Annotated in this window: 25 protein-coding genes; 13 read left to right on the plus strand and 12 right to left on the minus strand. The window is 70.1% G+C overall.

Translation table 11 applies throughout. The annotated features are described in order from the left end of the window. Positions 1 to 40 precede the first annotated feature (40 nt). The 5 genes from RV986_RS20300 to RV986_RS20320 form a co-directional block, all read right to left on the minus strand. Complete coding sequence (locus RV986_RS20300) at positions 41 to 430, minus strand: hypothetical protein (RefSeq protein WP_475918778.1); 390 nt, start codon at positions 428 to 430, stop codon at positions 41 to 43. A 204-nt stretch (positions 431 to 634) separates the two neighbouring features. Then, the gene (locus tag RV986_RS20305; protein WP_475918779.1) at positions 635 to 1,204 is read right to left on the minus strand and encodes a hypothetical protein; all 570 of its coding nucleotides are present in this window, start codon (positions 1,202 to 1,204) and stop codon (positions 635 to 637) included. Between the two features lie 96 nt (positions 1,205 to 1,300). Beyond that, positions 1,301 to 1,804 (minus strand): hypothetical protein, encoded by a 504-nt coding sequence (locus tag RV986_RS20310; RefSeq protein WP_475918780.1) that lies wholly within the window; start codon positions 1,802 to 1,804, stop codon positions 1,301 to 1,303. A gap of 124 nt (positions 1,805 to 1,928) precedes the next feature. After that, on the minus strand, positions 1,929 to 2,636 hold the full coding sequence (locus RV986_RS20315) for a DUF4328 domain-containing protein (protein WP_475918781.1): 708 nt from the start codon (positions 2,634 to 2,636) through the stop codon (positions 1,929 to 1,931). Between the two features lie 238 nt (positions 2,637 to 2,874). Beyond that, positions 2,875 to 4,527 (minus strand): beta-N-acetylhexosaminidase, encoded by a 1,653-nt coding sequence (locus RV986_RS20320; protein WP_475918782.1) that lies wholly within the window; start codon positions 4,525 to 4,527, stop codon positions 2,875 to 2,877. A 367-nt stretch (positions 4,528 to 4,894) separates the two neighbouring features. Between RV986_RS20320 and RV986_RS20325 the strand changes: the two genes are divergently transcribed. The 6 genes from RV986_RS20325 to RV986_RS20350 all read left to right on the plus strand — a co-directional run bounded on the left by RV986_RS20325 (position 4,895) and on the right by RV986_RS20350 (position 9,648). Then, entirely contained in the window at positions 4,895 to 5,440 is a 546-nt protein-coding gene (locus RV986_RS20325) for a 2-oxo-4-hydroxy-4-carboxy-5-ureidoimidazoline decarboxylase (RefSeq protein WP_475924350.1), read from the plus strand. A gap of 165 nt (positions 5,441 to 5,605) precedes the next feature. Continuing rightward, positions 5,606 to 5,986, plus strand: coding sequence for a succinate dehydrogenase, cytochrome b556 subunit (gene sdhC, locus RV986_RS20330; RefSeq protein ID WP_356797260.1), 381 nt, complete (start codon positions 5,606 to 5,608; stop codon positions 5,984 to 5,986). A gap of 5 nt (positions 5,987 to 5,991) precedes the next feature. Continuing rightward, positions 5,992 to 6,483: a succinate dehydrogenase hydrophobic membrane anchor subunit gene (locus RV986_RS20335; RefSeq protein ID WP_475918783.1), complete on the plus strand. Its 492-nt coding sequence runs from the start codon at positions 5,992 to 5,994 to the stop codon at positions 6,481 to 6,483. 24 nt (positions 6,484 to 6,507) lie between these two features. Continuing rightward, a complete protein-coding gene (gene sdhA, locus RV986_RS20340) occupies positions 6,508 to 8,262 on the plus strand; it encodes a succinate dehydrogenase flavoprotein subunit (RefSeq protein ID WP_475918784.1) in 1,755 nt (584 codons plus the stop codon). Further along, on the plus strand, positions 8,262 to 9,041 hold the full coding sequence (locus RV986_RS20345; RefSeq protein ID WP_475918785.1) for a succinate dehydrogenase iron-sulfur subunit: 780 nt from the start codon (positions 8,262 to 8,264) through the stop codon (positions 9,039 to 9,041). Before sdhA ends, RV986_RS20345 begins: the two co-directional genes overlap by 1 nt. 343 nt (positions 9,042 to 9,384) lie before the next feature. Further along, a complete protein-coding gene (locus RV986_RS20350) occupies positions 9,385 to 9,648 on the plus strand; it encodes a hypothetical protein (protein ID WP_475918786.1) in 264 nt (87 codons plus the stop codon). A gap of 19 nt (positions 9,649 to 9,667) precedes the next feature. Here the strand turns inward: RV986_RS20350 and RV986_RS20355 are convergent, their stop codons facing one another. The 5 genes from RV986_RS20355 to RV986_RS20375 all read right to left on the minus strand — a co-directional run bounded on the left by RV986_RS20355 (position 9,668) and on the right by RV986_RS20375 (position 15,438). Next, the gene (locus RV986_RS20355; protein ID WP_475918787.1) at positions 9,668 to 9,901 is read right to left on the minus strand and encodes a hypothetical protein; all 234 of its coding nucleotides are present in this window, start codon (positions 9,899 to 9,901) and stop codon (positions 9,668 to 9,670) included. Between the two features lie 82 nt (positions 9,902 to 9,983). Beyond that, positions 9,984 to 11,138, minus strand: coding sequence for an inorganic phosphate transporter (locus RV986_RS20360; RefSeq protein ID WP_475918788.1), 1,155 nt, complete (start codon positions 11,136 to 11,138; stop codon positions 9,984 to 9,986). A 110-nt stretch (positions 11,139 to 11,248) separates the two neighbouring features. After that, a complete protein-coding gene (locus tag RV986_RS20365) occupies positions 11,249 to 12,415 on the minus strand; it encodes a M48 family metallopeptidase (protein ID WP_475918789.1) in 1,167 nt (388 codons plus the stop codon). A gap of 159 nt (positions 12,416 to 12,574) precedes the next feature. Then, entirely contained in the window at positions 12,575 to 15,046 is a 2,472-nt protein-coding gene (locus RV986_RS20370; RefSeq protein WP_475918790.1) for a DUF4132 domain-containing protein, read from the minus strand. Further along, complete coding sequence (locus RV986_RS20375; RefSeq protein ID WP_475918791.1) at positions 15,046 to 15,438, minus strand: hypothetical protein; 393 nt, start codon at positions 15,436 to 15,438, stop codon at positions 15,046 to 15,048. The genes RV986_RS20370 and RV986_RS20375 overlap by 1 nt, the downstream gene beginning before the upstream one ends. 292 nt (positions 15,439 to 15,730) lie before the next feature. Between RV986_RS20375 and RV986_RS20380 the strand changes: the two genes are divergently transcribed. Both RV986_RS20380 and RV986_RS20385 read left to right on the plus strand, forming a co-directional pair. Continuing rightward, a complete protein-coding gene (locus RV986_RS20380) occupies positions 15,731 to 16,069 on the plus strand; it encodes a hypothetical protein (RefSeq protein WP_475918792.1) in 339 nt (112 codons plus the stop codon). A 57-nt stretch (positions 16,070 to 16,126) separates the two neighbouring features. Beyond that, positions 16,127 to 16,543, plus strand: coding sequence for a hypothetical protein (locus tag RV986_RS20385; protein WP_475918793.1), 417 nt, complete (start codon positions 16,127 to 16,129; stop codon positions 16,541 to 16,543). 24 nt (positions 16,544 to 16,567) lie between these two features. Here RV986_RS20385 and RV986_RS20390 read toward each other — a convergent pair whose 3' ends face one another. Further along, positions 16,568 to 17,182, minus strand: a complete 615-nt coding sequence (locus tag RV986_RS20390) for a Uma2 family endonuclease (protein ID WP_475918794.1) — start codon at positions 17,180 to 17,182, stop codon at positions 16,568 to 16,570. A 134-nt stretch (positions 17,183 to 17,316) separates the two neighbouring features. Between RV986_RS20390 and RV986_RS20395 the strand changes: the two genes are divergently transcribed. The 5 genes from RV986_RS20395 to RV986_RS20415 all read left to right on the plus strand — a co-directional run bounded on the left by RV986_RS20395 (position 17,317) and on the right by RV986_RS20415 (position 20,265). Next, positions 17,317 to 17,730 (plus strand): VOC family protein, encoded by a 414-nt coding sequence (locus RV986_RS20395; protein WP_475918795.1) that lies wholly within the window; start codon positions 17,317 to 17,319, stop codon positions 17,728 to 17,730. Positions 17,731 to 17,824: 94 nt separating this feature from the next. Next, positions 17,825 to 18,235, plus strand: a complete 411-nt coding sequence (locus tag RV986_RS20400; protein ID WP_475918796.1) for a hypothetical protein — start codon at positions 17,825 to 17,827, stop codon at positions 18,233 to 18,235. After that, on the plus strand, positions 18,232 to 18,798 hold the full coding sequence (locus tag RV986_RS20405; protein WP_475918797.1) for a thiol-disulfide oxidoreductase DCC family protein: 567 nt from the start codon (positions 18,232 to 18,234) through the stop codon (positions 18,796 to 18,798). The genes RV986_RS20400 and RV986_RS20405 overlap by 4 nt, the downstream gene beginning before the upstream one ends. An 11-nt stretch (positions 18,799 to 18,809) precedes the next feature. After that, positions 18,810 to 19,580 (plus strand): TetR/AcrR family transcriptional regulator, encoded by a 771-nt coding sequence (locus RV986_RS20410; RefSeq protein ID WP_475918798.1) that lies wholly within the window; start codon positions 18,810 to 18,812, stop codon positions 19,578 to 19,580. A 76-nt stretch (positions 19,581 to 19,656) separates the two neighbouring features. Then, positions 19,657 to 20,265 carry a Uma2 family endonuclease gene (locus RV986_RS20415; RefSeq protein ID WP_475918799.1) on the plus strand — a complete coding sequence of 203 codons (609 nt, stop codon included), beginning with the start codon at positions 19,657 to 19,659 and terminating at the stop codon, positions 20,263 to 20,265. Here RV986_RS20415 and RV986_RS20420 read toward each other — a convergent pair. Next, a complete protein-coding gene (locus RV986_RS20420; RefSeq protein WP_475924351.1) occupies positions 20,258 to 22,666 on the minus strand; it encodes an MMPL family transporter in 2,409 nt (802 codons plus the stop codon). The genes RV986_RS20415 and RV986_RS20420 overlap by 8 nt on opposite strands. Positions 22,667 to 22,768: the final 102 nt, after the last annotated feature.

Raw genomic sequence — 22,768 nt, forward strand, 5'->3', positions numbered from 1 at the left:
CCTCGCCCCGGCACGCTCGCTCTCACCGGCACGCGCGCTCTCACCGGCCCACGGCCTCCCGGCACAGCAGCCGCAGCGAGCCGTCGCCCGCGTAGCAGCGGCGGGCCTCGTCGATCGGGTCCCACAGGTGTCCGTCGGGGGTGCGCAGCCAGTGCTCGCCGCCCGTCTCCCACCACTCCGCGCCGGTGCACCGCGCGACGACCTCACCGGCGTACGCGCCGAAGCCGCGCAGCACGGCGTGGACGGCGGCGTACGGCGCCCGCTCCCGGCGGATCTCCTCGATCAGCCGGTCGACGCGCCACAGGCTCTGCGCCGAGTAGTCGAGGCGCAGTCGGGCGCCCTCGCGCATCGTGGCGACCGTGTCCGCGGCCCAGCGCACGGGCCTGGTCGCGGCGGAGGGCCTGGCCGCCGGAACCGGGTTCGCACTCACTGCGCTCGGATGCGCCGGGTTCGCACTGACCGCGCTCGCGCTCGCTGTGTTCACACTCGTCGCGTTCACACTCATCGCGTTCACACTCGGAAGAGCGCCGTCCGGGCGGGATTCGTCACGCGTCCCGGGCGTGTCCGCGACACCGTCCCAGGACCCCCATCTCCCCACCCAGGACAGTCACAGGAACCCCTCGCTCCAGGAGGTTTACGACCGTCCGCGCGCCCGGCGCGACACCACCGCGCGCAGAACGCGCCGCCCTTCCGTCGACACCTCCAGGGCGGGGCGCAGTCCGCCCGCTCCGCGGTCCGCGAGCAGTTCCAGGACGGTGACCTGTCGCCGCAGTTCGGCCGCGGCGAGCGGGCCGTCGCCGTCGGCGGAGGCGTCGAGCAGCCGGTGGATCCGCAGGGCGGCCGCCGAGCAGGTGTCGGCCCACTCCCGCAGGGCGGGCGCGGAGAGGTCGTCGGGGGCGGTGGCGAGCATACGGCGGGCGAGTACGGCGGCACGGTCGTCGTCGGTCACGACGGGTTCGGAGGTGGCGTCGGGGCCGGGGGTGGCGTCGGGGCCGGGATCGGAGCCCGACCCGGTGGAGCCCAGTTCCGCCCGGGCCTTGGCGAGCCGCTCGCCCCACGCGCCGCCGTCCGCGAGGCTCGACCAGAGCGGCCGCAGGACCTCGTCGTCGCCACCCAACAGCGGCACGCACCGATCCAAACAAGCCAGTCCGCTCACCGCCAGACCACGCTCGTCGGCCTGAGCGATCAGGTCCACCAGGCTCATCACGCCTCCCCTCGACAGGGCGCGCCCGCTCGCGGAGCCCGCACTTTCCCTTATTTTCCCTTACTTTCCCTTACTGCGTGCTCCGGAGCGGGAGTGTCACAGCGGCACCACTCCGAGCCGGTCGAGGAAGCGGAAGAGTAAGTTTTCGGCCAAGGGATCGGCGTCCGCGCTCAGCACGGCCAGCAGTGGCTCCGTGACCACCGTGTGCCCGGCCTCCGCGGCCCAGGCGACGGCCCGCTCGGCGGCGTCGGCCGGCTCCAGGAAGTAGTCGTCGACGGTGAGCCCCTCCTCGCTCTCCCCGAGGTGCGTGGCCATCGCGGCCCGCGCCAGACAGGTCGTCCACACACCGCTCTCCGGCCCGGCCGCCTCGACGGCCACGCAGTCACTGTCCATGACGTATCCGAAGAGCGCGGGCGCGCCGGTCTCCCGGGCGAGCGTGCTCATGCTCCCGACGTCACCGTCGCCGCGCGGGTACTCCCACACCTGCCAGCCGTCGGCCGCCGTCGTCCACAGCACCATCCCGTGCGCTCCGGCCAGCGCGTCCAGCTCCGCGAGCGGGCGCTCGCTGCGGCCCACGACGTAGTACCCCCAGTAACCCATGCCGGTTCCCCCCCGCTGGTGTTTCGGTTCGGCCCGCGCCGAATACACCACAGGGGCAAGGGAATTGACCAGGGAATCGGCCGAACCGGCGCGCCGCCTGCCTCGAACGGAGCAACCCCGACTGTCAGCGGTGGGCCCCCCGGACGGCCGCCGGGGCCGGCGCCCCGGGCGGGACCGGGCCGCGCAGGGCCTTCTCGTTCTGCATCCGGGTGAGCCGCAGGACGACGAGGACGGCGAGCACGGCGGCCGCGATGTCGGTGACGTCCGAGAAGATGCCCTGGCCTGCGGCCTGCTGGAGTTCCCGCGCGGTGTCGGCCCTGCGGTGCGCGGTGAACGCGGTCCGGTCGGCGGCCAGCGCGATGATCCACAGCGTCCACCAGGCGTTGACCAGCCCGTGCGAGGCGCGGGAGCCGGCGGGACGGCTCGCGTCCCAGCTGTCCAGCATGATCCGGCGCGGGAACCAGAGGTTCACCACCGGCACGAACCAGCCCCAGCCCGTCCAGCCGCGCCGCTTGCTGTGCCCGAAGGGGTTGAACACCTCGGCGTTGATCCGCACCCGGTGGAACCAGACGAGGTAGACGACGATCGTGGCGACCAGGGCGATCAGCTGCGCGACCCCGGCCGCGGCACCGACGGAATCCGCGTGGTCCGCGTCCCGCTGCACGGCGTCATCGATCCCGCCGTCCGCGATGGTGCCCGTGACCTCGTACATCTTGACGCCTGCCCAGATCGCGAAGAGATCGACGGCGACGACCACGCCGAGCAGCACCGCGACCGCCCTCCCGAGGCCGACCGGCGAGGCCAGCCAGGCATGCCCGTGCGGCGGGAGCATGGTACCCACCGGCACGGGTGCGGGCGCGTCGGCGCACACGGAACACAGCCCGCCGGGCATCGACGCGGCGAACTGCTGACAACGCTGACAGATCAAGGGAACCCCCGGATTACCTGCACAAGAAACCGAGCGCGCCCCCTCCCCAGGGGCACACCCGGCACACGTATGTGTGGAACACGCGGAACATACGGTTCACCGCACCCGTACGTCCAGTCGATTCGGGTTCGGCCCGGGCGGATCAACCCAGCCGGTTCGCCAGGCTCTTGAAGGCCGTCCAGGACAGCGCCGGCCGGCCCGGGTCCCAGAGCTTCTGGATCGTCGCGCGCAGCGGCATCCGGATCCCCGCCGCGACCTGGTCCTGGGTCTGGGAGTTCGCGAGGTCGGACCAGACGGCGAAGGTCCCGCCGAGGATCTGGCCGTCGTACTTCGCGGGGACCGGGGTGGTGCCGCGCAGGACGAGCGGGGTCCACTGCTCGTAGATGCGCTGCCCGGTCGGGTAGACGAAGGTCTGCGGTTCGCCGAGGACGTAGTAGAGGTACTCGTCGTTGTAGTTGACGAGCTTGCGGCCCGCGCTCAGGTAGGCGACGGGCAGGCGCGCGCCGAGTTCCTTGCCGGTCCAGTACGCGACTTCCAGGTCCTTGTCCGCCTGGACCGTGCCGCCGCGGAAGAACCCGTCGTTCCAGGCCCGCAGGGTCCGGTCGTGCCCGCGCATCACCTGGGCGCGGTCGTTGAGCCAGCCGGTCGCGAGGTCGGCGACGGTGGCGCCGGAACCGTAGGCCCGCTTGGCGGCGGCGGCCAGCTGCGGGTAGGAGGTCGACGGACTGGCCACGGTCAACGCCTGGTACTCGTCGCCGCCGAGGTGCCAGTAGGGGCGGGGGAAGAGAGCGGAGTACTCGTTCAGCAGATCGTCGACGATGTCCGCCGCGCCGGGCTTGGAGATGTCGATGGCGCCGCGCGTGGCGACCCCGGAGGCGTTGCGCAGCTGGAGGTCGGGGTGGGCGGCGATCACCGCGCCGAGGTGGCCCGGCGAGTCGATCTCAGGGACCACGTCGATGTGCCGGCTCTCGGCGAGGGCGACGATCCTGCGGACCTCCGCCTTGCTGAGGTGGTTCTTCGACACGATCTCCGGGTGGGTGTCCGACTCGATGCGGAAGCCCTGGTCGTCGGAGAAGTGCAGGCCGAGCTCGTTGAACTTCAGATCGCCGAGCTCCCTGATCCGGTCCTCGATCCAGGCCGCGGTGTAGGGCTTGCGCGCGATGTCGACCATGAACCCGCGGCGCGGCTTGGCGGGCCGGTCCCGCACGACGCCCTCGGGGGCGGTGCCGCCGCCGTGCACCTCCTGCTTGAGGGTGCGGGTGCCGTAGAAGACACCCGCGTCACCGGGGGCGCTGATCGTGACCCGGCGATTCCGCACCGTCAGGGTGTACGACTCCGGGTCCGCGCCGGTGGCGTTCAGCCCGAGCTCGACATCCCCGTCCCGGGCCGCCGTCTCACCGGCGTAGGACAGTTTCAGCTCCCCGGCGAGCAGCTTTCCCTCCTCGGCGAGACCGGCGTCGTCCACGACCACGCGGGCACCCGCGGCGGGACGCCAGCCGGGGCCGCGGGCGGGGGTGTGCTGGCGTACGGCGGGGATGGTGCGGGGGGTCTGGGAGAGGGGGTACGTCCGGGCCGGCGTCGGGGAGGGGGTGGTGGACGCGGCCCCGGTCGGGCTCGCGGACGCGGAGGCCGCCCGGCCCGGCGCCATGCTCGCCCCCGTCGGGCTGCCGCCGCCGGAGGGCCACAGCGCGACGGTCGCGACCACGGCACCCGTCACCGCCGCCACACCGGCGGCGACCAGCACCGGCCGCTTCCCGTTCCGCACCGGCGCCCGTCGCCGCCTGCCCGTGCTCACCGCACCACACCCTTCACGATCACGGCCCCGCACCCGTCGCTGGGGCCCACACCTATTTCGTACGCATCACGCACCTCGTACACCTCACATCGCGCACGTCACCTAGTACACCCCCTGAGGAACCAAGGTCCCCGTCTGGGCGCCAACCGTCCACCGCAGGTGTCGAAACTCTCCCGTCCGGGTGAATTTCGGGCATCCCTCGGACAGCATCCGTCAACCCTCGATAGCGTGGCGGCACAACTCTCACTTCCTCCCCTGCCGCATCACACGTGGCGTCCACAGGACGACACGGCATCCCGTCGAATCCCACCGCCGAGGACCCACGCTGCCTTCGCACCGTCTTCCACGCCTCCCCGGCGAGGTCGCCCTGCCCGAGCAGAAGAGCGCGCCGTCGTCCCCGGCCCGCCTGGAGCTTTTCAACACCGCGCCCGCCGACGCCGTCGAGCATGCGCTCCTCGCCTGCTGCCGCAGCCTGCTCTGGGCCCAACGGCTGGCCGACCACCGGCCCTACCCGGACCTGGACGCGCTGCTCGCCGCGGCCGACGAGGCGGCGTACGACCTGACAGCCGCCGACCTCGCCGAAGCCCTGGCCAGCGAGTCCCTCACCCTGCTCCCGGACGGCGCGTACTCCGCCGCCCACACGGCACTGAGCGCCGCCCAAGCCGCCTACGAAAGCCGATTCGGGCACGTGTTCGTCATCTGTCTGGACGAGGTGAGCCCCGAGGAGGCCCTCGACCACGTACTCGCCGCCATCCGATCACGATTGACAAACGATCCGGAGGAGGAACGGGTCACCACCGCGGACGAACTGCGCCGCCTGGCGAAGGGCCGCCTGACCCGTCTTCTGGGGGCGGGGGGAACCGCGCGACCCGCCCCCACCCACCCGCACCCCACGACGGACCGCCCGCAATAGCCCGAACGTGCCTGATTGATTGCCAGTTTGATCACATAGATAGGGCCGCTGTAAACGTTCCGACAGGTCGTCGCTACGATGGCCGGGGCCGGTGGACCGTACCCGGCCGGGCCGACCGACACAGAAGCCGGCAGGCCCCAATCCCCGCTCCCGGAGGGTTCTTCCGTGCCGGCTGGAACGCTGTACCGCGGCCGGGAAGGAATGTGGTCCTGGGTGGCTCATCGAGTCACCGGCGTCCTCATCTTCTTCTTCCTGTTCGTACACGTGCTGGACACCGCTCTCGTCCGTGTCTCCCCCGAGGACTACGACAAGGTCGTGTCCACGTACAAGACGCCGATCGTCGCGCTGCTGGAGTACGGCCTCGTCGCCGCCATCCTCTTCCACGCGCTCAACGGCCTGCGTGTCATCGCCGTCGACTTCTGGTCGAAGGGCCCGCGCTACCAGAAGCAGATGCTCTGGTCCGTCGTCGGTATCTGGGTCGTGCTGATGGTCGGGGCCCTGTACCCGGTCCTCGGTCACGCATTCCGCGAAGTCTTCGGGAGCTGACGCAGATGTCCACTACTGAGACCGCCGCTTCCGGCATCGGCCCCGTCGAGGGCGCGGGCGAGTACTCCGCGTACGACGTCGACAACCCGGCGCCGCTCATCGAAGCCCCGCGCAAGCGCACCAAGAAGACCCCGAAGTCCACCCGTGGCAACTTCGAGATGTACGGCTGGCTGTTCATGCGCCTGTCCGGCGTCGTGCTGGTCGTCCTGGTCATCGGCCACCTGCTCATCCAGCTCGTCCTCGACGGCGGTGTCTCCAAGGTCGGCTTCGCGTTCGTCGCGGGCCGCTGGGCCTCCCCGTGGTGGCAGGCCTGGGACCTCGCGATGCTGTGGCTCGCGATGCTGCACGGCGCCAACGGCCTGCGCACGGTCATCAACGACTACGCGGAGCGCGCGAACACCCGGCTGTGGCTCAAGGGCCTGCTCTACACCGCCACGGTGTTCACCATCCTGCTGGGCACGCTGGTGATCTTCACCTTCGACCCGAACATCCGCTAGGCACGGGGCTGAGGTAACCGACTCATGCAGATCCACAAGTACGACACCGTCATCGTGGGCGCCGGCGGCGCCGGCATGCGCGCCGCCATCGAGGCGACGAAGCGCAGCCGCACCGCCGTGCTGACGAAGCTCTATCCCACCCGCTCCCACACGGGCGCCGCGCAGGGCGGTATGGCCGCCGCGCTCGCCAACGTGGAGGAGGACAACTGGGAGTGGCACACCTTCGACACGGTCAAGGGCGGTGACTACCTGGTCGACCAGGACGCCGCCGAGATCCTGGCGAAGGAGGCCATCGACTCGGTCCTCGACCTGGAGAAGATGGGCCTTCCCTTCAACCGGACGCCCGAGGGCAGGATCGACCAGCGCCGCTTCGGCGGTCACTCCCGCAACCACGGCGAGGCCCCGGTCCGCCGGTCCTGCTACGCCGCGGACCGCACCGGCCACATGATCCTCCAGACGCTGTACCAGAACTGCGTCAAGGAGGGCGTGGAGTTCTTCAACGAGTTCTACGTCCTCGACCAGCTCATCACCGAGGTCGACGGCGTCAAGACGTCCGCGGGTGTCGTCGCGTACGAACTCGCGACCGGAGAGATCCACGTCTTCCAGGCGAAGTCCGTGATCTACGCGTCCGGCGGCACCGGCAAGTTCTTCAAGGTGACCTCCAACGCGCACACCCTGACGGGTGACGGCCAGGCGGCGGTCTACCGTCGCGGGCTGCCGCTGGAGGACATGGAGTTCTTCCAGTTCCACCCGACCGGCATCTGGCGCATGGGCATCCTGCTGACGGAGGGCGCCCGCGGTGAGGGCGGCATCCTCCGCAACAAGGACGGCGAGCGCTTCATGGAGAAGTACGCGCCGGTCATGAAGGACCTCGCGTCCCGTGACGTCGTCTCGCGCTCCATCTACACCGAGATCCGCGAAGGCCGTGGCTGCGGTCCCGAGGGCGACCACGTCTACCTCGACCTCACCCACCTCCCGCCGGAGCAACTGGACGCCAAGCTCCCGGACATCACGGAGTTCGCGCGCACCTACCTCGGCATCGAGCCCTACACGGACCCGATCCCGATCCAGCCCACCGCGCACTACGCGATGGGCGGCATCCCGACGAACGTCCAGGGTGAGGTGCTCACCGACAACACGACCGTCGTCCCCGGCCTGTACGCCGCCGGTGAGGTCGCGTGCGTCTCGGTCCACGGCGCCAACCGCCTCGGCACCAACTCCCTCCTGGACATCAACGTGTTCGGGCGCCGCGCGGGCATCGCCGCCGCCGAGTACTCCGCGAAGGCCGACTACGTCGAGCTGCCCGAGGACCCGGCCGCGCAGGTCGTCTCGCAGGTCGAGCACCTGCGCAACTCCACGGGCACGGAGCGGGTCGCCGCGCTGCGCCTGGAGCTGCAGGAGTGCATGGACGCCAACGTGATGGTGTTCCGCACCGAGCAGACGATCAAGACGGCGGTCGAGAAGATCGCCGAACTGCGCGAGCGCTACCGGAACGTCTCGATCCAGGACAAGGGCAAGCGGTTCAACACGGACCTCCTCGAAGCCATCGAGCTGGGCAACCTGCTCGACCTGGCCGAGGTCATGGCCGTCTCCGCGCTCGCCCGCAAGGAGTCCCGCGGCGGTCACTACCGCGAGGACTACCCGAACCGAGACGACGTCAACTTCATGCGCCACACCATGGCGTACCGCGAGGTCGGCGACGACGGCACCGAGTCCATCCGTCTCGACTACAAGCCGGTCGTCCAGACCCGCTACCAGCCGATGGAGCGTAAGTACTGATGGCTACCCCGACCCTCGACAAGGCGGACAGCGCCGGCCAGCCCGAGGCGGGCTTCGCCGACTCGCCGTACATCACCGCGACCTTCCGCATCCGCCGCTTCAACCCCGAGGTCGCGGGGGAGGCGGTCTGGGAAGACTTCCTGCTGGAGATCGACCCGAAGGAGCGTGTCCTCGACGCCCTCCACAAGATCAAGTGGGACCAGGACGGAACTCTCACCTTCCGTCGCTCCTGCGCGCACGGCATCTGCGGCTCGGACGCCATGCGGATCAACGGCAAGAACCGCCTGGCCTGCAAGACGCTGATCAAGGACATCAACCCCGACAAGCCGATCACGGTCGAGCCCATCAAGGGCCTGACGGTCCTCAAGGACCTGGTCGTCGACATGGAGCCGTTCTTCCAGGCGTACCGCGATGTGATGCCCTTCCTGATCACGAAGGACACCAACGAGCCGACGCGCGAGCGTCTGCAGTCCGCCGAGGACCGCGCGCGCTTCGACGACACCACGAAGTGCATCCTGTGCGCGGCGTGCACGTCGTCCTGCCCGGTCTTCTGGAACGACGGCCAGTACTTCGGCCCGGCCGCCATCGTCAACGCGCACCGCTTCATCTTCGACAGCCGTGACGAAGCGGGCGAGCAGCGCCTCGAAATCCTCAACGACAAGGACGGCGTGTGGCGCTGCCGCACCACGTTCAACTGCACGGACGCCTGCCCGCGCGGTATCGAGGTCACCAAGGCGATCCAGGAAGTGAAGCGCGCGCTGATCACGCGCCGCTTCTGATCTTCTTCCCGCCCGTACGTTTCGTACGTCGCTGTGGGCCCCGTCCCCGGTTTCGCACCGGGGGCGGGGCCTGCCTCGTTCCCGAGCTTCTTTCCGGGAGTGCGGGCGGTCATGGAGTGTTCTAGCGTCGTATGAGCGAGGGGTGGTCGATACCGGGCCGATCGGGTCTCGGAGGCAGCACACACCACCCGCACGGCAGGCACGGCACACCGCCTGCTCCACCCCCGTGGCGCTCGATCCCCAGGGGATTCCGTCTCTCGGAGCGTTCGCTCGCCGCCGCCCCCGCACGCGGTCCGGTACGCCCAGGATCGCGGGACCCGACCCAGAGAGCAGGTGCGTCCCCATGCGTCGTTCGGCTTGTGTACCCAGCATTCTCGCCGGCCTGGCCCTCGCCCTGGGCGGCGCCGTCGTCGCCGCCCCGGCCGCCCACGCGGACATCTCGGACTGCCAGAACTATGTCCAGGACCAGGGCTACGACGTCACGGACACCGTCCGGATGGCGTGTTACGTCGGCCTGGTGGGCGACCAGAGAAGCTGCGCCGTCGATCTGAACCAGGCCGTGCCGGGCGCCGTCGCGATCGAGGCCTGCCGCCAGGCCGCGCGGTAGTCGGCGGACCCGGTCGGGATCACCGGTGGAACTGGGGAACGATGAGGTAGATCCCGTAGAGCACCGCGGCGGCACAGGCCGCGAAACACGTTCCGGCAGCCGCGAGCGCGCCCCTCCCGGCCGCGCCGTGCTCGCGTGCGGTGTCCCGCTGGGAGAGCGCGGCCACACCGAAAGCGAAGACGACGACGACAGCGAGTGCCGCTCCCGCTCCCACCACGACCACCTGGCCGAGTGCGCTCCAATGCAGATTCATCCCGACCTGCCTTCCTTATCTCGCCGACAACTCCGCTCTCGCCGACAACTGCGCGCCGCACTGGTTCGGTTCGGCCGGCAGTTCACCGGGCGGCGCCCCCGCCCGTCTGCACCACGGGACCGACCCGTACCGTCTTGGCCTCGTTGACGTTGCCCGCGGTGACGGGATTGCGTCGGGCCAGTACGACGATGACCGCGGCCAGGGCGAGCGCGCACAGGGCCACCAGCGCGACGCCGAGATTCCCGCCCTGGGTGACCCCCACCGCCGCGACCGCGCCGACAAGGCCGGCCGACGGCAGGGTGACCAGCCAGGCGATCGCCATCCGCCCGGCCGTTCCCCACCGCACCTTGGCCAGCCGCTTGCCGACCCCGGCCCCGATGATGGCGCCCGAGCACACCTGGGTGGTGGACAGGGCGAAGCCGAAGTGCGCCGAGGTGAGGATGACGGTGGCGGAGGAGGTCTCGGCCGCGAAGCCCTGCGGGGATTCGATGTCGGTCAGACCCTTGCCCATCGTCCGGATGATCCGCCAGCCGCCCAGATAGGTGCCCATGCCGATCGCGAGCCCCGCGGTGATGATCACCCACAGCGGTGGCCCCGAGCCGGACGAGAGCGCGCCGCCGGAGATCAGGGTGAGGGTGATCACCCCCATCGTCTTCTGCGCGTCGTTCGTACCGTGCGCGAGTGAGACCAGCGAAGCCGAGGCCGTCTGGCCGAGCCGGAAGCCACGCGTCACCGTGCCCTTGCGGGCGCGCACGGTGATCCGGTAGGCCGCGTAGGTGGCCATCAGCGCGGCCGTGCCGGCCACGAACGGCGACACGACCGCGGGAATGATGATCTTCTCGACCACTTCGGAGAAGTTGATGGCGGAGCCACCCGCCCCGACCCACGCGGCACCGATCAATCCCCCGAACAGGGCGTGCGAGGACGAGGAGGGCAGACCCACCAGCCAGGTCAACAGGTTCCACAGGATGGCACCGACCAGCCCCGCGAAGATCATGGCCGGCGTCACCAGAGCGTCGTTCACGATGCCGTTCGAGATGGTCTTCGCCACTTCCGTGGACAGGAACGCACCGACGATGTTCAGTACCGCGCTGATCAGGACCGCGACCTTGGGCCGCAACGCCTTGGTCGCGATGGACGTGGCCATCGCGTTCGCCGTGTCGTGAAAGCCATTGGTGAAGTCGAAGGCCAACGCCGCAACGATGACTGCCACCACAATGAACGAGACGTGGTCCATACCTCTGAGTTAAACAGGAGAGCCCAGCGCCAGCGACCTGGCTCGCGCGGACGCTCACCGCCGGCTCCGGACGAGCCGAGCGCCGACCGGGAGCCGTGGCCCCGGGGCTTCTACCGTCCGAGGATCTGGCGGGCCACGCGCTGCCGGGCCGGGGCCAGTTCGCTCGCGATGCCCTGCTGCCGCTCCGCGCTCGCGACCACCATGGCGACCACGGTGGGCCTGGCGAGCAGGCCGGACCGGCGCAGATGGGTCGGTGGGTGGGTCGAGTCGACGCTGTGGCCGCGCAGGACTCCGACGCGCCGCTGACGCTCGTACTCGTGCTCGGGTATCGAGTCCACATGTGCGGCCAGCCGATCCCACAGGCCGCGCCACGCCTCGCGATCGTCCGACCCCGGAGCCCGCACCACCTGGCCCGCGTTGGCCTCGCGGAGCAGCAGGGTTTCCGCCGAGTCGACGACGAGGAGCCGGTCCATGAGGCCCACGACGGCATCGGTGGAACCGACCTGGGCGGCGGCGGCATCCGCCAGGTACTCGGCACGCTGAGCGGCGCGCAGGGTCAGCTGATCGAGCAGCATCAGCAATCCGTACACAGCCCCACGGGGCACCAGATACAGCACGTTGAGCACCAGCTCCGGGATACCGGGGTCCCGGATCGGTTCCACCATGCAGTACCACCTGACCAGCGACTGCAGCGCGTTCTTGACGATCAGCCCGTGCCGAACGTCCCCGTTGGCATAGTGACCGAGCTCGTGTCCCAGCAGCGCGATCCGCTGCTGCGGGGTCGTGACCTCCCACAGCCCGAGTCCGATGGTCAGCAGGCGCCGTTGACGCAGTCCGTAGGTCATCACGCCCGCGTTGACGTCGGACGTCACGACCACCGTGTCCACCCCGGTGGTGCCGACGACCGAGGCCACCTCGTCGATCAAGGCGAGCAGTTGGGGTGCCTCGGTCCGGTGCAGCACGGGCCCGTCGTCGGGCAGCCGTCCGAAGCGGGGCCGTAGGACCCACGCCGGCAGCAGGAGAGACGCCCCCAGCACCGGCAGCGCGCTACCCCATCCGAGTATCACCAGCAGGGCACCGCCGACGACCAGCGCCACCGTGCTCGCGTGCACGGCCAGCGCGATGACGTACGCCAGGGCTCCCGCCACGTCGCGCCGCGGAAGCAGCGCCCCACCGGCCGACACCTCGGACAGCAGCCTCTCACCGTGACGCCGGGCCAGCGACCGCCGGAGCCGTTCCAGCTTCCTCGGCTTCTCATCCGGGCCGGCGGGATCCACGTTCCAGTCACAGGCCGTGCACCACGCGACGAAGCGACGATCGGCTCGAATCTCCGCTCCGCACTCCGGGCACGGCTGAACTCTCAGTTCTGTGACGCTGCGCAACTTCACTGCCCCCAAAGTCTCCCCATCGCCCTCTCCCAGGGACAGGATCCCAGGTCAGAGCTGACTGAGGATGGTCGGGTCGGTGATCTCCGTGTCCTTGGCGAGCAGCATCGCCTTGCTGAGGATGACGGCGAGGGTGCGGTCGCCCTCGAAGGGGAGGTAACCGGTCCCCGCCGCCGTGCCGCCGGTCTTCGGGACGATGCACAGGTACTGGTCGTTCGGGGTCATGAGGATGTTTCCGGAGCCCAGGTGGATCTTGTAGGTGTGGCGCTCGCCCTTGACGTGCAGGAAGCGGCCTTCCACGGTGCAGCGGTCGGCCATCGCGAGCCGGGGTATCAGCCGGTCGAGGAGGGCGCGGCGGGTCTCGGCGCTCTGGTTCAGCTCGCCGAAGCCGTACGACGTCCAGTACTCCTGGAAGCGGCCGTCGGGCCCGCCGTCCTGCCAGGCCGGATCGTTCCCGACGCTGGCGACCCCCACGAACAGGTCGACGTCGCGCAGGACTTCGGAGAGGACGAGGGGAGGGATCTCGGTGAGGGGCAGCGGCTCGACGGGGTGCTGCCCGTCCGGCAGCCGCATGCGGTACTCACCGCCGCAGCAGTGGGCCGAGTTGTCCGGGGCATCGATCGGGTAGAAGCGCACCTGGTCGGTGCGGAGCCGCAGATAGCTGCCGGACTCGGTGGTGTCCTCGCCGTGGTCCTGACCCTCGCCCTCGATCCAGTATTCGGCGCGCAGCCCCCACTGCGGCAGTTCGCGCCTGGCGGGCGGTGCCTCGTCGTCGACGCAGAGGCGGAGCTTGTTGCGCCAACCCCTGATCGCGGCCAGGGAGTTGAACTGGTGTTGGCGCAGGATGTGGGCCGCGAACCGGTTGGAGTACGTGCCCGTGGTGCGCTCGGCGTCGGTGAGCAGGTACACCTCGCGGTGGGCCTGCTTGAAGGGCTGGGTGACGGCGTGCCGCTCCAGCCAGTCCCGCCAGGCGACGACCTCGGCGGGGTCGCGTCCGACGGGATGCCAGATCTCGACCTCCGAGCCGCCGCTCACCGGGTCGTCGGTGAGGGTACGCAACTCTCCGTCGGCGAATCCGACGGGCGTGCCGTCGACGATCCACAGGAGGCGGCGGGCCAGGGTGCCGACGAGGGGATGGTCGAGACAGCGCTCCCGCCAGGCCGCGTAGGGCCGGCTCCGCCGGGCGAGGAACTGCCGGTCGAGCCGCTCGCTCTGGGCCGACAGCATCTTGTCGATGTCCTTGACCGCGGCCTTGAGTTCCTTGAGCTCGTCGGGGTGGTGGCGCTGCACGGCGGCGGGCACGCTCTTGACGGCCTTGCCGGCGGCGCTGCGCCAGCTCAGCACCGTCCTGCCGCCGTGGACGTCGAGCAGGGCGGTGACGTCGCCGAGCGGGTGGCGGGCGCGGCCCACCTCGGTCAGCCCGTACGCCGGGACGGCCAGCTCCTCGATCTCCTCGCGGCTCAGCCCGAGCACGGTGGCCCGCGTCTCCAGCGCGCCGTCGAGCAGCTTCGCGGTGGTCTTGTACGTCACCCGGGTGGCGAGCCGGGCCAGTTCGGCCAGGGCGGCTGCGCTGTCGATGCGGGAGAGGGCGATCACCCCGGCGTTGGCGACCTTGGGGTTGCGGGGGCCGACTCCGGCGACCTTCTTGAGGGAGGTCTCGACGAGTGCGCCGAGTGTCCGGGCCGTGTCGGGGTGTGCGGGCAGCAGGGAGAGCAGCCAGGCGAGGCCGCGCAGGGCGGTGGCGTTGTAGGGGTCGTAGACGCTGTTGATGTGCGGCTCCCACGACTGCCCCTCCAGCGGGAAGGTGCGGGGCCGGCCGACGAGGACGAGCCAGGACACCACGGTCTCCCGCACGTGGTCCGCACCGAGGGTGTCGACGAGGACGCGGGCCTGCTTGTCCCACTTGGCGGTGGGTTTGGCGGCGGTGGCGGTGGCGGCGTGCGCGAGCAGCGCGTGCCAGGGGTCGCCGTCCGCCCCGGTGATCTGTTCCATGGCGCGCTCGGCCCACTCCTCGCCGACGTTGAGGACGGGGTCGTGGAGCTTCTTGGCCAGGTCGGCGAGGGAGGGGGTGCAGTACCCTTCCACCGCCGCACGGCGGAAGACGGCAACGACGGCGGGGGTGAGGGGGCGGCCGGTGGCCAGCTCGGTCTCGGCGAGCACGTCGTACGCTTCCGTGTACCAGCGGGAGCTTCCCCTGCCGATGGCGTCCAGCACCTCGCGCCGCTCGGCGGCGAGTCGGTCGCCGGGGAGGTCCTTCGAGACATGGGCGTGCAGCATCAGGGCGCTGGCCCGGGCGTCCGGGTCGGCGACCATCTCGGGGTAGCGCTCGGCGAGTTCCCGGGCGAGACCCTCGCGTTGCCGCGGAGACAGCCCGGCCAGGATGCCGATGATGTCGCCCCAGCCGCCGCTCCAGGGGCCGCCGTCGTCCTCGGCCGCGATCAGGACCTGGTCGGCCAGCTTGCCCAGGTCGCCCTCGGCCACCCGGTTGCGGATCCGCCCCGCGTGGGACGCGGGGGTCCTCATCAGCCACCCACCAGGGCGACGAGCTTCAGGAACGTGACCTCCGTACCGATGGCCAACTCGATCTGCTCATCGAGCTCGGTGATCTGCCGGTCCCCCACGAGCACCAGGAACCCGTTGCCGGCGAACGCCTTGAGCGCCAGCTCGGTCTGGGCCCGGGGATCTATCCGCCGCGGCGTCCGCAACGCGTACCCGTTCAGCACCCGCTCGGTGTCCTCCGGCTGCACGAGCCCCTGGAACACCCCCGGCATCCGCGCGTTGTACTCGGCGACCTCCTGGAAGACCCGCCGCCGAATCAACTCACGTGCTGTGAGCCGCTCCTCGGCGATCTCCAGCCCCCAGCCCGCGCCCCGGTCCCCGCCGGTCGTCTCGTCGACGAACATCACCATTCCCATGCCGAGAACAGTACGAGCCACCACTGACAATCACGGCGCGTCACCGTCCTCGCCCTCCCCGGCGGTCCGGCCCATGGTGTAACGGGCTACACCATCGGTTCGGGAGGCCGGTACCTCGTGGCGGTCGGCGCCCGCCGGGATCGTAGAGGGCAGAGATCGCAGCCGGTTCACGGATGGCAACAGATCCACGGACCGCAACACAACCTCGCCCCCCTCCAGAAGGACAGCCCCGTGAAGTCGCTGCTCGCCGCGGTGAAGTCGTTCATCGCCAACCTGCTGCTCTGCGTTCTTCGTGGGCGGTCTCGCCGCGAGCACGGCCTCCGGCGCCGCCCTCGACGGCACGCAGCAGAACGTGGCCACGTACGCGGGTGTCGCCGTCTCACTGCTGGCGGGCTCGCGCATCGCGAAGAAGCCGAAGGTCAAGGCGTTCCTGTCGAAGCCGTCCACGCTCTGGTTCCTGTTCCTCTTCAACGGCGGCGTGGCCGCGTTCTGTTACCTCACGATGGACGGCGTGAAGGGGATCGCCACGGCCGCCGGCATGGGTCTGGTCTCGCTGGGCGCGGCCGGCGGTCTCATCGCCGGGCGCCGGAAGAAGGCGGCCGAGGCGGCCATGGACCAGCCCTGGTACTGACCGACCGTCCCTTGAATACCCGACTCTCGAAAACCGACCCTTGAAAGGGGCCGTCCCATGGCCGCGAACCGCCGACGTGGACGCCGTACCGCCGCACTCGCCACCACCGTGGCCGCCGTCGCCCTGACCGCCGGACTCGCCACCGGCTGCGACGACGTCGACAACTCGCTGGACTGCCTGTCGAACGCCGACACGATCGCCGACAGCCTCAAGGCGATCGATCAAGCCGGTCTGGACGCGGCGAAGGACCCCGCACAGACCGACAAGTCCATCGACACCATCAACAAGAACCTCGACAGGATCGGCGACAAGACCGGCGACAAGGCGGACGACAGCAAGGTCGACAAGGCGGTCGACAAACTCGACAAGGCCGTCGCGGACTACAACAAAGCCATCCTGAACGGTGACACCGACCCGGACTCAAGCAAGATCAACGAAGCGGCCGACGAGCTGAAGAACGTCTGCACATCCTGACGGACCGGGAGCCCGGCCCCGCCGTCAGCCTCGTCGCCGGTTGATGGCCGTCAGGTCGATCTCGACATCGAAGGGCACGGTGACCTTGAGCCGGTCGTGGAAGATCCCGGTGAGGCCGTACGTCTTCGTGGCCGGGTCCAGTTCGTAGACGTAGACGACGGGGAGGCCCTTGTCGTCGTCTTCCTCGACCCGCCAGAAGTGCCGCACCCCCGCGGTGGCGTACTTTCGGGGCTTCACCTCCCGGTCACGCTCGCGAGAGTCCGGGGAGACCACCTCGACAGCCAGGATGATGTCCTCAGGTTTGTACCAGGTCTGCCTGGACCCGGTGTTCGCCGTCACCGGGAAGACCACTACGTCCGGCTCCGGACGATTACTCGTATCCAGTTTGATGGTCATCTCCCGCATGACATCGAGATGGTCCGGAGCCTGATCCAGAAGGCTGTTCTCCAGCAGACGCATACAGCGCGAGTGGAAGGCGGTCTGCGGACTCATGAAAACGAGACTCCCGTCGATCAACTCCGTGTGCGGCGGGAGGCCCGGAATCCGGTCGAGGTCGTCCGCGGTCCAGCCCTCGACGGGCGGGATCGGCCAGCGGTACGGCGGCTCGTCGTCGAGCCCGTTCTCGGATGCGGCGCTCATGGTTGCTCCCATGCGACGGAGTCTCGCCTCTCCGTTCAGCGTACCCAGGGGGGATGACACCCGCCTCCCCCCAATGAGTGACCCCCACGGTCAGCCCCCGAGCTCCCCGCGGGACCCGTACCTAATCTGATGGCATGTCAGATGAAGAGTCGTACGAGCTGCTCGGCCTCGACAACGTCCTGCTGCCCGTCGGGAACCTCGGCGCGGCGGTGGAGTTCTACGGGCGGGCCGGGTTCCCGCTGGCGTTCCGGCTCGACGAGGCCGGGATCGCGCTGCTGAAGGTCGGCAAGGAGACGCCGGGGCTGCTGCTGCGCCTGGAGGACGAGCTCAGTCAGCGCCAGCCCGTGTGGGCCTCGCCGCGGGTGTGGCTGGAGGTCCGCGATGCGCGGGCCGCGGCCGGCGCACTGGCCGCCGCCGGGATCCAGCCCCTCGCCCCGGCCTTCCCCGTCGCCACCGGCTGGACCGTCGAGATCGCCGACCCCTGGGGCAACGTCATCGGCTTCACGGACTACGGCAAGAGGCCCGAACTGGGCCGCGACCAGCCGTGACCCCGCTCACCCCACCCTGACTTGAACATGTTCAAAAGCAGGTCTACATTCTTTCTCGACAGCGTTTTGAACGCGTTCAATAAGGGGTGGGGACATGGACCTCACGGTCGTCGCGTACGTCATCTATCTGCTGGTCAGCATCGCGCTGACGGTCTGGGTGGCGCGCACGCTGAGCCACAACGGACGGATCTTCCTCGCCGACGTGCTGCACGGGAACGAGAAGCTCGCCGACGCCGTCAACCACCTCCTGGTGGTGGGCTTCTACCTGGTCAACCTGGGCTTCGTCGCGCTCTACCTGAACGGCGACGACGGCGACATCGCCAACGTCCGCGGGGTCTTCGAGGCCCTGTCGACCAAGCTCGGCGTCGTCCTGCTCGTCCTCGGTGTCATGCACCTCGGCAACGTGTACGTGCTCAACAAGATCCGGCGGCGGGGCGTCATGGAGCGGGAGCAGCTGCCGCCCGTCGCACCGACGGACTGGGTCGCGCCGGCGGCCGGGGCATGAGCACCGTGACCGGCCTCGGGGCCACCCGCGACCGGGACGCCACGCGCGTCCCGGTCCTCGGGCTCACCGTCCTCTACGACGCGCAGTGCTCGCTGTGCGGCTTCCTGCGCGACTGGCTGGACAGGCAGGCCCAGCTGGTGCCGCTGCGGCTCGTGCCGGCCGGTTCGGAGGAGGCCCGGGCGCTCTTTCCCGCCCTCGACCACGGCGCCACCCTCGACGAGATCACCGTCGTCGGGGACGGCGGTCAGGTCTACCGCGGGGCCGACGCCTGGGTCGTCTGCCTCTGGGCGCTGCGCGAACACCGGCCGCTCGCCCACCGGCTGAGCACCCCGGCCGGGGCCCGGCTCGCCAAGGGCGCGATGCTCGCCGCCGCGAAGTGGCGCTCCGCGCACGCCCGGCAGGGGCGGGGCGGGGGCGCGTACCGGCGGGGGGACATCCGGAGGGGCGGCGCGCAGCGCCTCGTCGAGGGGCGGTGGTCGGGTGGCGGGTGGGCGTACGAGCCGAGCATCGGGTGGTTGTACCTGCCTCCCGGCTGTGACGACGGCTCCTGTTCCACTCGTTAGGCTCTGTTCCCGTGCCAGCACCGACAGACAGCCCCGGCCCGGACGACCCGAGCGCGCCCGGAAAGGCCCAGGAAAAGGGGCCCGCGAAGAGCGAGCAGACCCGCGCCCTGATCCTGGAGACCGCGCTGCGGCTGTTCCAGGAGCGGGGGTACGACAAGACGACCATGCGGGCCATCGCCCAGGAGGCCGGGGTCTCCGTCGGCAACGCGTACTACTACTTCGCCGGCAAGGAGCACCTGATCCAGGGCTTCTACGACCGGATCGGCGCCGAGCACCAGGCGGCGGTCCGGCCGGTCCTGGAGCGCGAGAAGGACCTGGAGGCGCGGATCGCGGGGGTGCTGAAGGCGTGGCTGGACGTGGCGGAGCCGTACCACGAGTTCGCGGCGCAGTTCTTCAAGAACGCCGCCGACCCGGAGAGCCCGCTCAGCCCCTTCTCCCCCGAGTCGACGGGCCCGCGCGAGGAGGCCATCGCCCTGCACCGCGAGGTGCTCGCCGGGTCGAAGGCGAAGGTTCCGGAGGAGCTGAAGGACGTCCTGCCCGAGCTGATGTGGCTGTCGCAGATGGGGCTCGTCCTCTACTGGGTCTTCGACCGCACGGAGGGGCGCGAACGCAGCTACCGGCTCGCCGAGCGCGGCGCCCGCATCACCACCCGGGGTGTCTCACTGGCCCGCTTCCGGGTGCTGCGACCGCTCGTCCACGAGGTGCACGAACTGTTCGCGGACTTCCTGCCGGGGATGACGAAGCTGCTGCCGGATCCGGGGCGGGGATCCACGATCGGGTGAAGCCGGTGATACGGGGCATGGGGGAGGGATGCGGCCTACGATGATGTTCTCGACACCAGCCCATGGGAGGCACGTGATGTCCGCAGCAGCTGTCGAGCGACCGCACGAGGACCGGCCGCTGATCGCCGAGGCGAACCGGCTCATGGACCGCAATCCGGGGTACCGCGTCGAGATCATCGGAGGCTCGATCACCGTGACCCCGCCTGCCAACGGTTCCCACGCCCGCGCTCTGTCCAGGTTGAGGCGCCCCTTCGTCGCCGCCGGTCTGGATGGCGACAAGACCGAAGTACTCGAAGGACTCGGGCTCTGGCTCCCCACCGGTGCCGAGGACTATGCGATCCCCGGCCTCGCAGTCGTCGACGTCGACTTTGAAGATCACCTCGTCGAGAACAACTGCTACGACCCGATCGCGTTCCGTCTCGTCCTGGAAGTCACCTCCAGCAACTACGAGAACGACCTCCGCGCCAAGGTCGGCGCATACGCCAAGGCAAAGATCCCGGTCTACGTGATCGTCGACCGCAAGCACCAGCGTCTCCACGTGCTCACCGACCTCTCCGCAGACACGTACGCGAGCCACCGCGTCCACGCCCCCGGAGAGGTCGTCGCCCTGCCCGACTCCATCGGCGCCAAGGTCACCCTCGACGTCGACGAAATCCTCAAGGCCGGGCAGCCGAAGGCTAATTGACGGCGTCCACCTCCCCCTCCGTCAACTCCAGGTCGTGCACCAGCGGTTCGTCGGTCACGATGACGTGCCGGGCGCGGGCGCCGTACGACGAGGCCGTCGCCGACAGCAGGTACGTGCCCGGGGTCGGCACCGAGACGATGTACGAGCCGTCCGCCAGCGAGGTCACCCGGTCCAGTTGACGTCCGCCCTTGGTGAGCAGCGTGAGGACCGCCCCGTCGACCGGCACGCCCTCCGCGTCGCGGACGAAGCCGTGGACGACCGTCGAGCCCCCCGCCGAAGCCCGCGGCAGCGGCTCCGCCTCCTCAGCCGGCTCCACCGCCAGGTGCGGCAGCCGCTTGTCGATGGCGGCCGGCAGCCACCAGTTCGAGTTCCCCAGCAGATGCATCGCGGCCGGCACCAGCGCCGTACGGAGGATGAACGCGTCGAGCGCGACCGCCGCGGCGAGGCCCACGCCCGCCATCGCCGCCCCCGTGTCGCCGCTCAGGACGAAGGCCAGGAACACGCAGACCATGATCAGGGCGGCGGAGTTGATGACACGGCTGGTCTCCGCGAGGCCGACCCGGACCGCCCGCGCGTTGTCCTTGGTGTGCACCCACTCCTCGTGCATCCGGCTCACCAGGAACACCTGGTAGTCCATCGACAGGCCGAAGAGCAGGGAGAGCATGATGACGGGCAGGAAGGCGTTGATCGGGCCCTCCTTGCCGAGGCCCAGCAGGCTCAGGCCCCAGCCCCACTGGAAGATCGCGACGAGGACGCCGAAGGACGCGGCGGCCGCGATCAGGTTCATCAGGGCGGCGGTGAGGGGCACCACCAGGGAGCGGAAGGCGACCATCAGGAGCAGGAAGCCCAGGCCGATGATGGTGGCGATGAAGAGCGGCAGCCGGTCACCCGTGACGGTCGAGAAGTCCTTGGAGATCGCCGTCACACCGCCGACATGGGCCTGTGCCCCCGCGTCCGGGATGACCTTGTCCCGCAGGGTGTCGATCAGCTGGTCCGTCTCCTCGGACTGCGGTGACGTGGTCGGTACGACCTGGATCACCGTGACGCCCTGCGCGGGCGGCAGCGCGGCGACCTGGGCGACGCCCGAGGTCGCTCGGATGCCCCGCACCAGCGTGTCCGTGTCACCGCTGGTGGAGACCACCTGGAGCGGGCCGTTGAAGCCGGGGCCGAAGCCCTCCGCCAGGAGGTCGTACGCCTTCCTGGTCGTCGTCGAGGCGTCGTTGTTGCCCTGGTCGGTGGCGCCGAGCCGCAACGACAGCACCGGGATCGCGAGGATCGCCATGACGACGAGGGCCATCACGGCGATCGAGCGCGGGCGCTTCTGGACGCTCGCCGACCAGCGTGCCGCGAAGCCGCTGGCCCGCTCCGGCTCGGGGCCTTCGGCGGCGAGCTTGCGCCGCTGGCGGCGGCTGAGCACCCGGGGGCCGAGGAAGCCCAGCAGCGCCGGGAGCAGGGTGACCGCCGCGAGCACGCTGAACACCACGGTGAGCGAGGTGCCGATGACCACGCCGTCCAGGAAGCGCAGGTTCGTCACGAGCATCCCGGCGAGCGCGATGCACACCGTGCCGCCCGCGAACAGCACGGCCCGGCCGGAGGTGTTGAGGGCGGTGACCGCCGACTCCTCCGGTGCCATGCCGCGCAGGATGCCACGCCGGTGCCGGGTGACGATGAACAGCGCGTAGTCGATGCCGACGCCGAGGCCGATCAGGGTGGCGAGCAGCGGGGCCAGATCGGGTACGGAGGTGACATGGCTGAGCAGCTGGGTGGAGAACAGGCCCGTGCCCACCCCGAAGATGGCGATGCCGATCGGGAGCAGCATCGCGAAGAGCGAGCCGAAGGCGAGGAAGAGGACGACCGCCGCGGCCAGGACGCCGATCATCTCGGCGAGTCCGGTGGGCGGTTCCTGGACCCGCTGGATCGCCTGCCCGCCCAGTTCGACGTGCAGACCGCCGCGTTCGGCACCCTGCGCGGTGTCGACCACGTCCTGCACCAGTTCCTTGGGCACCGCGTTCGCCTGCTCGGCGAAGGTGACCTGGGCGTAGGCGATCTTGCCGTCGGCGCTGATCTGGGCCGCGCCCCGGTCGCCCGCGTACGGGCTGGTGACGCCGCCGACCCCCGCCATCTTGCCGATCTTCTCCAGCGCGGGCTGGATCCGGGACTGTACGGACTGGTCCCGGACCGTTCCCGTGTCCACCTTCCACACCACCGTGTCGGTGTCTCCGGCGCGCTCCGGGAAGGCCTTCTCCATCTGGTCGTACGCGCGCTTGGAGTCCGTGTTCGGAAGGGAGAAGACGTTCGCGTAATCCGTGCCCGCGGTCGAGGCCGCGGCCCCCAGCCCGAACAGCGCCCCCAGCCACAGCAACAGGACCACCAGCCGGTGCTGATAGCACCACCGTGCCAATGTCGCCACGCTCAACGCTCCTTAGTCGGTCGATTGTCGGTTGGTCCCCCAGGTCCTGGACCAACCATCGACCGAAGCGCTCGCGCGGCGACACCACCTCCG

It is taken from the genome of Streptomyces sp. RLA012 (assembly GCF_056270325.1).

Bases quoted from the DNA above. Each gene is read 5' to 3' on its own strand.
- RV986_RS20400 (WP_475918796.1), top strand. From the start codon at position 17,825: ATGGACCTCACGGTCGTCGCGTACGTCATCTATCTGCTGGTCAGCATC.
- RV986_RS20335 (WP_475918783.1), top strand. From the start codon at position 5,992: ATGTCCACTACTGAGACCGCCGCTTCCGGCATCGGCCCCGTCGAGGGC.
- RV986_RS20395 (WP_475918795.1), top strand. From the start codon at position 17,317: ATGTCAGATGAAGAGTCGTACGAGCTGCTCGGCCTCGACAACGTCCTG.
- RV986_RS20305 (WP_475918779.1), bottom strand. From the start codon at position 1,204: ATGAGCCTGGTGGACCTGATCGCTCAGGCCGACGAGCGTGGTCTGGCG.
- RV986_RS20385 (WP_475918793.1), top strand. From the start codon at position 16,127: ATGGCCGCGAACCGCCGACGTGGACGCCGTACCGCCGCACTCGCCACC.
- RV986_RS20415 (WP_475918799.1), top strand. From the start codon at position 19,657: ATGTCCGCAGCAGCTGTCGAGCGACCGCACGAGGACCGGCCGCTGATC.
- RV986_RS20315 (WP_475918781.1), bottom strand. From the start codon at position 2,636: ATGCTCCCGCCGCACGGGCATGCCTGGCTGGCCTCGCCGGTCGGCCTC.
- RV986_RS20405 (WP_475918797.1), top strand. From the start codon at position 18,232: ATGAGCACCGTGACCGGCCTCGGGGCCACCCGCGACCGGGACGCCACG.
- sdhA (WP_475918784.1), top strand. From the start codon at position 6,508: ATGCAGATCCACAAGTACGACACCGTCATCGTGGGCGCCGGCGGCGCC.
- RV986_RS20310 (WP_475918780.1), bottom strand. From the start codon at position 1,804: ATGGGTTACTGGGGGTACTACGTCGTGGGCCGCAGCGAGCGCCCGCTC.
- RV986_RS20350 (WP_475918786.1), top strand. From the start codon at position 9,385: ATGCGTCGTTCGGCTTGTGTACCCAGCATTCTCGCCGGCCTGGCCCTC.
- RV986_RS20375 (WP_475918791.1), bottom strand. From the start codon at position 15,438: ATGGGAATGGTGATGTTCGTCGACGAGACGACCGGCGGGGACCGGGGC.
- RV986_RS20390 (WP_475918794.1), bottom strand. From the start codon at position 17,182: ATGAGCGCCGCATCCGAGAACGGGCTCGACGACGAGCCGCCGTACCGC.
- RV986_RS20360 (WP_475918788.1), bottom strand. From the start codon at position 11,138: ATGGACCACGTCTCGTTCATTGTGGTGGCAGTCATCGTTGCGGCGTTG.
- RV986_RS20370 (WP_475918790.1), bottom strand. From the start codon at position 15,046: ATGAGGACCCCCGCGTCCCACGCGGGGCGGATCCGCAACCGGGTGGCC.
- RV986_RS20355 (WP_475918787.1), bottom strand. From the start codon at position 9,901: ATGAATCTGCATTGGAGCGCACTCGGCCAGGTGGTCGTGGTGGGAGCG.
- RV986_RS20345 (WP_475918785.1), top strand. From the start codon at position 8,262: ATGGCTACCCCGACCCTCGACAAGGCGGACAGCGCCGGCCAGCCCGAG.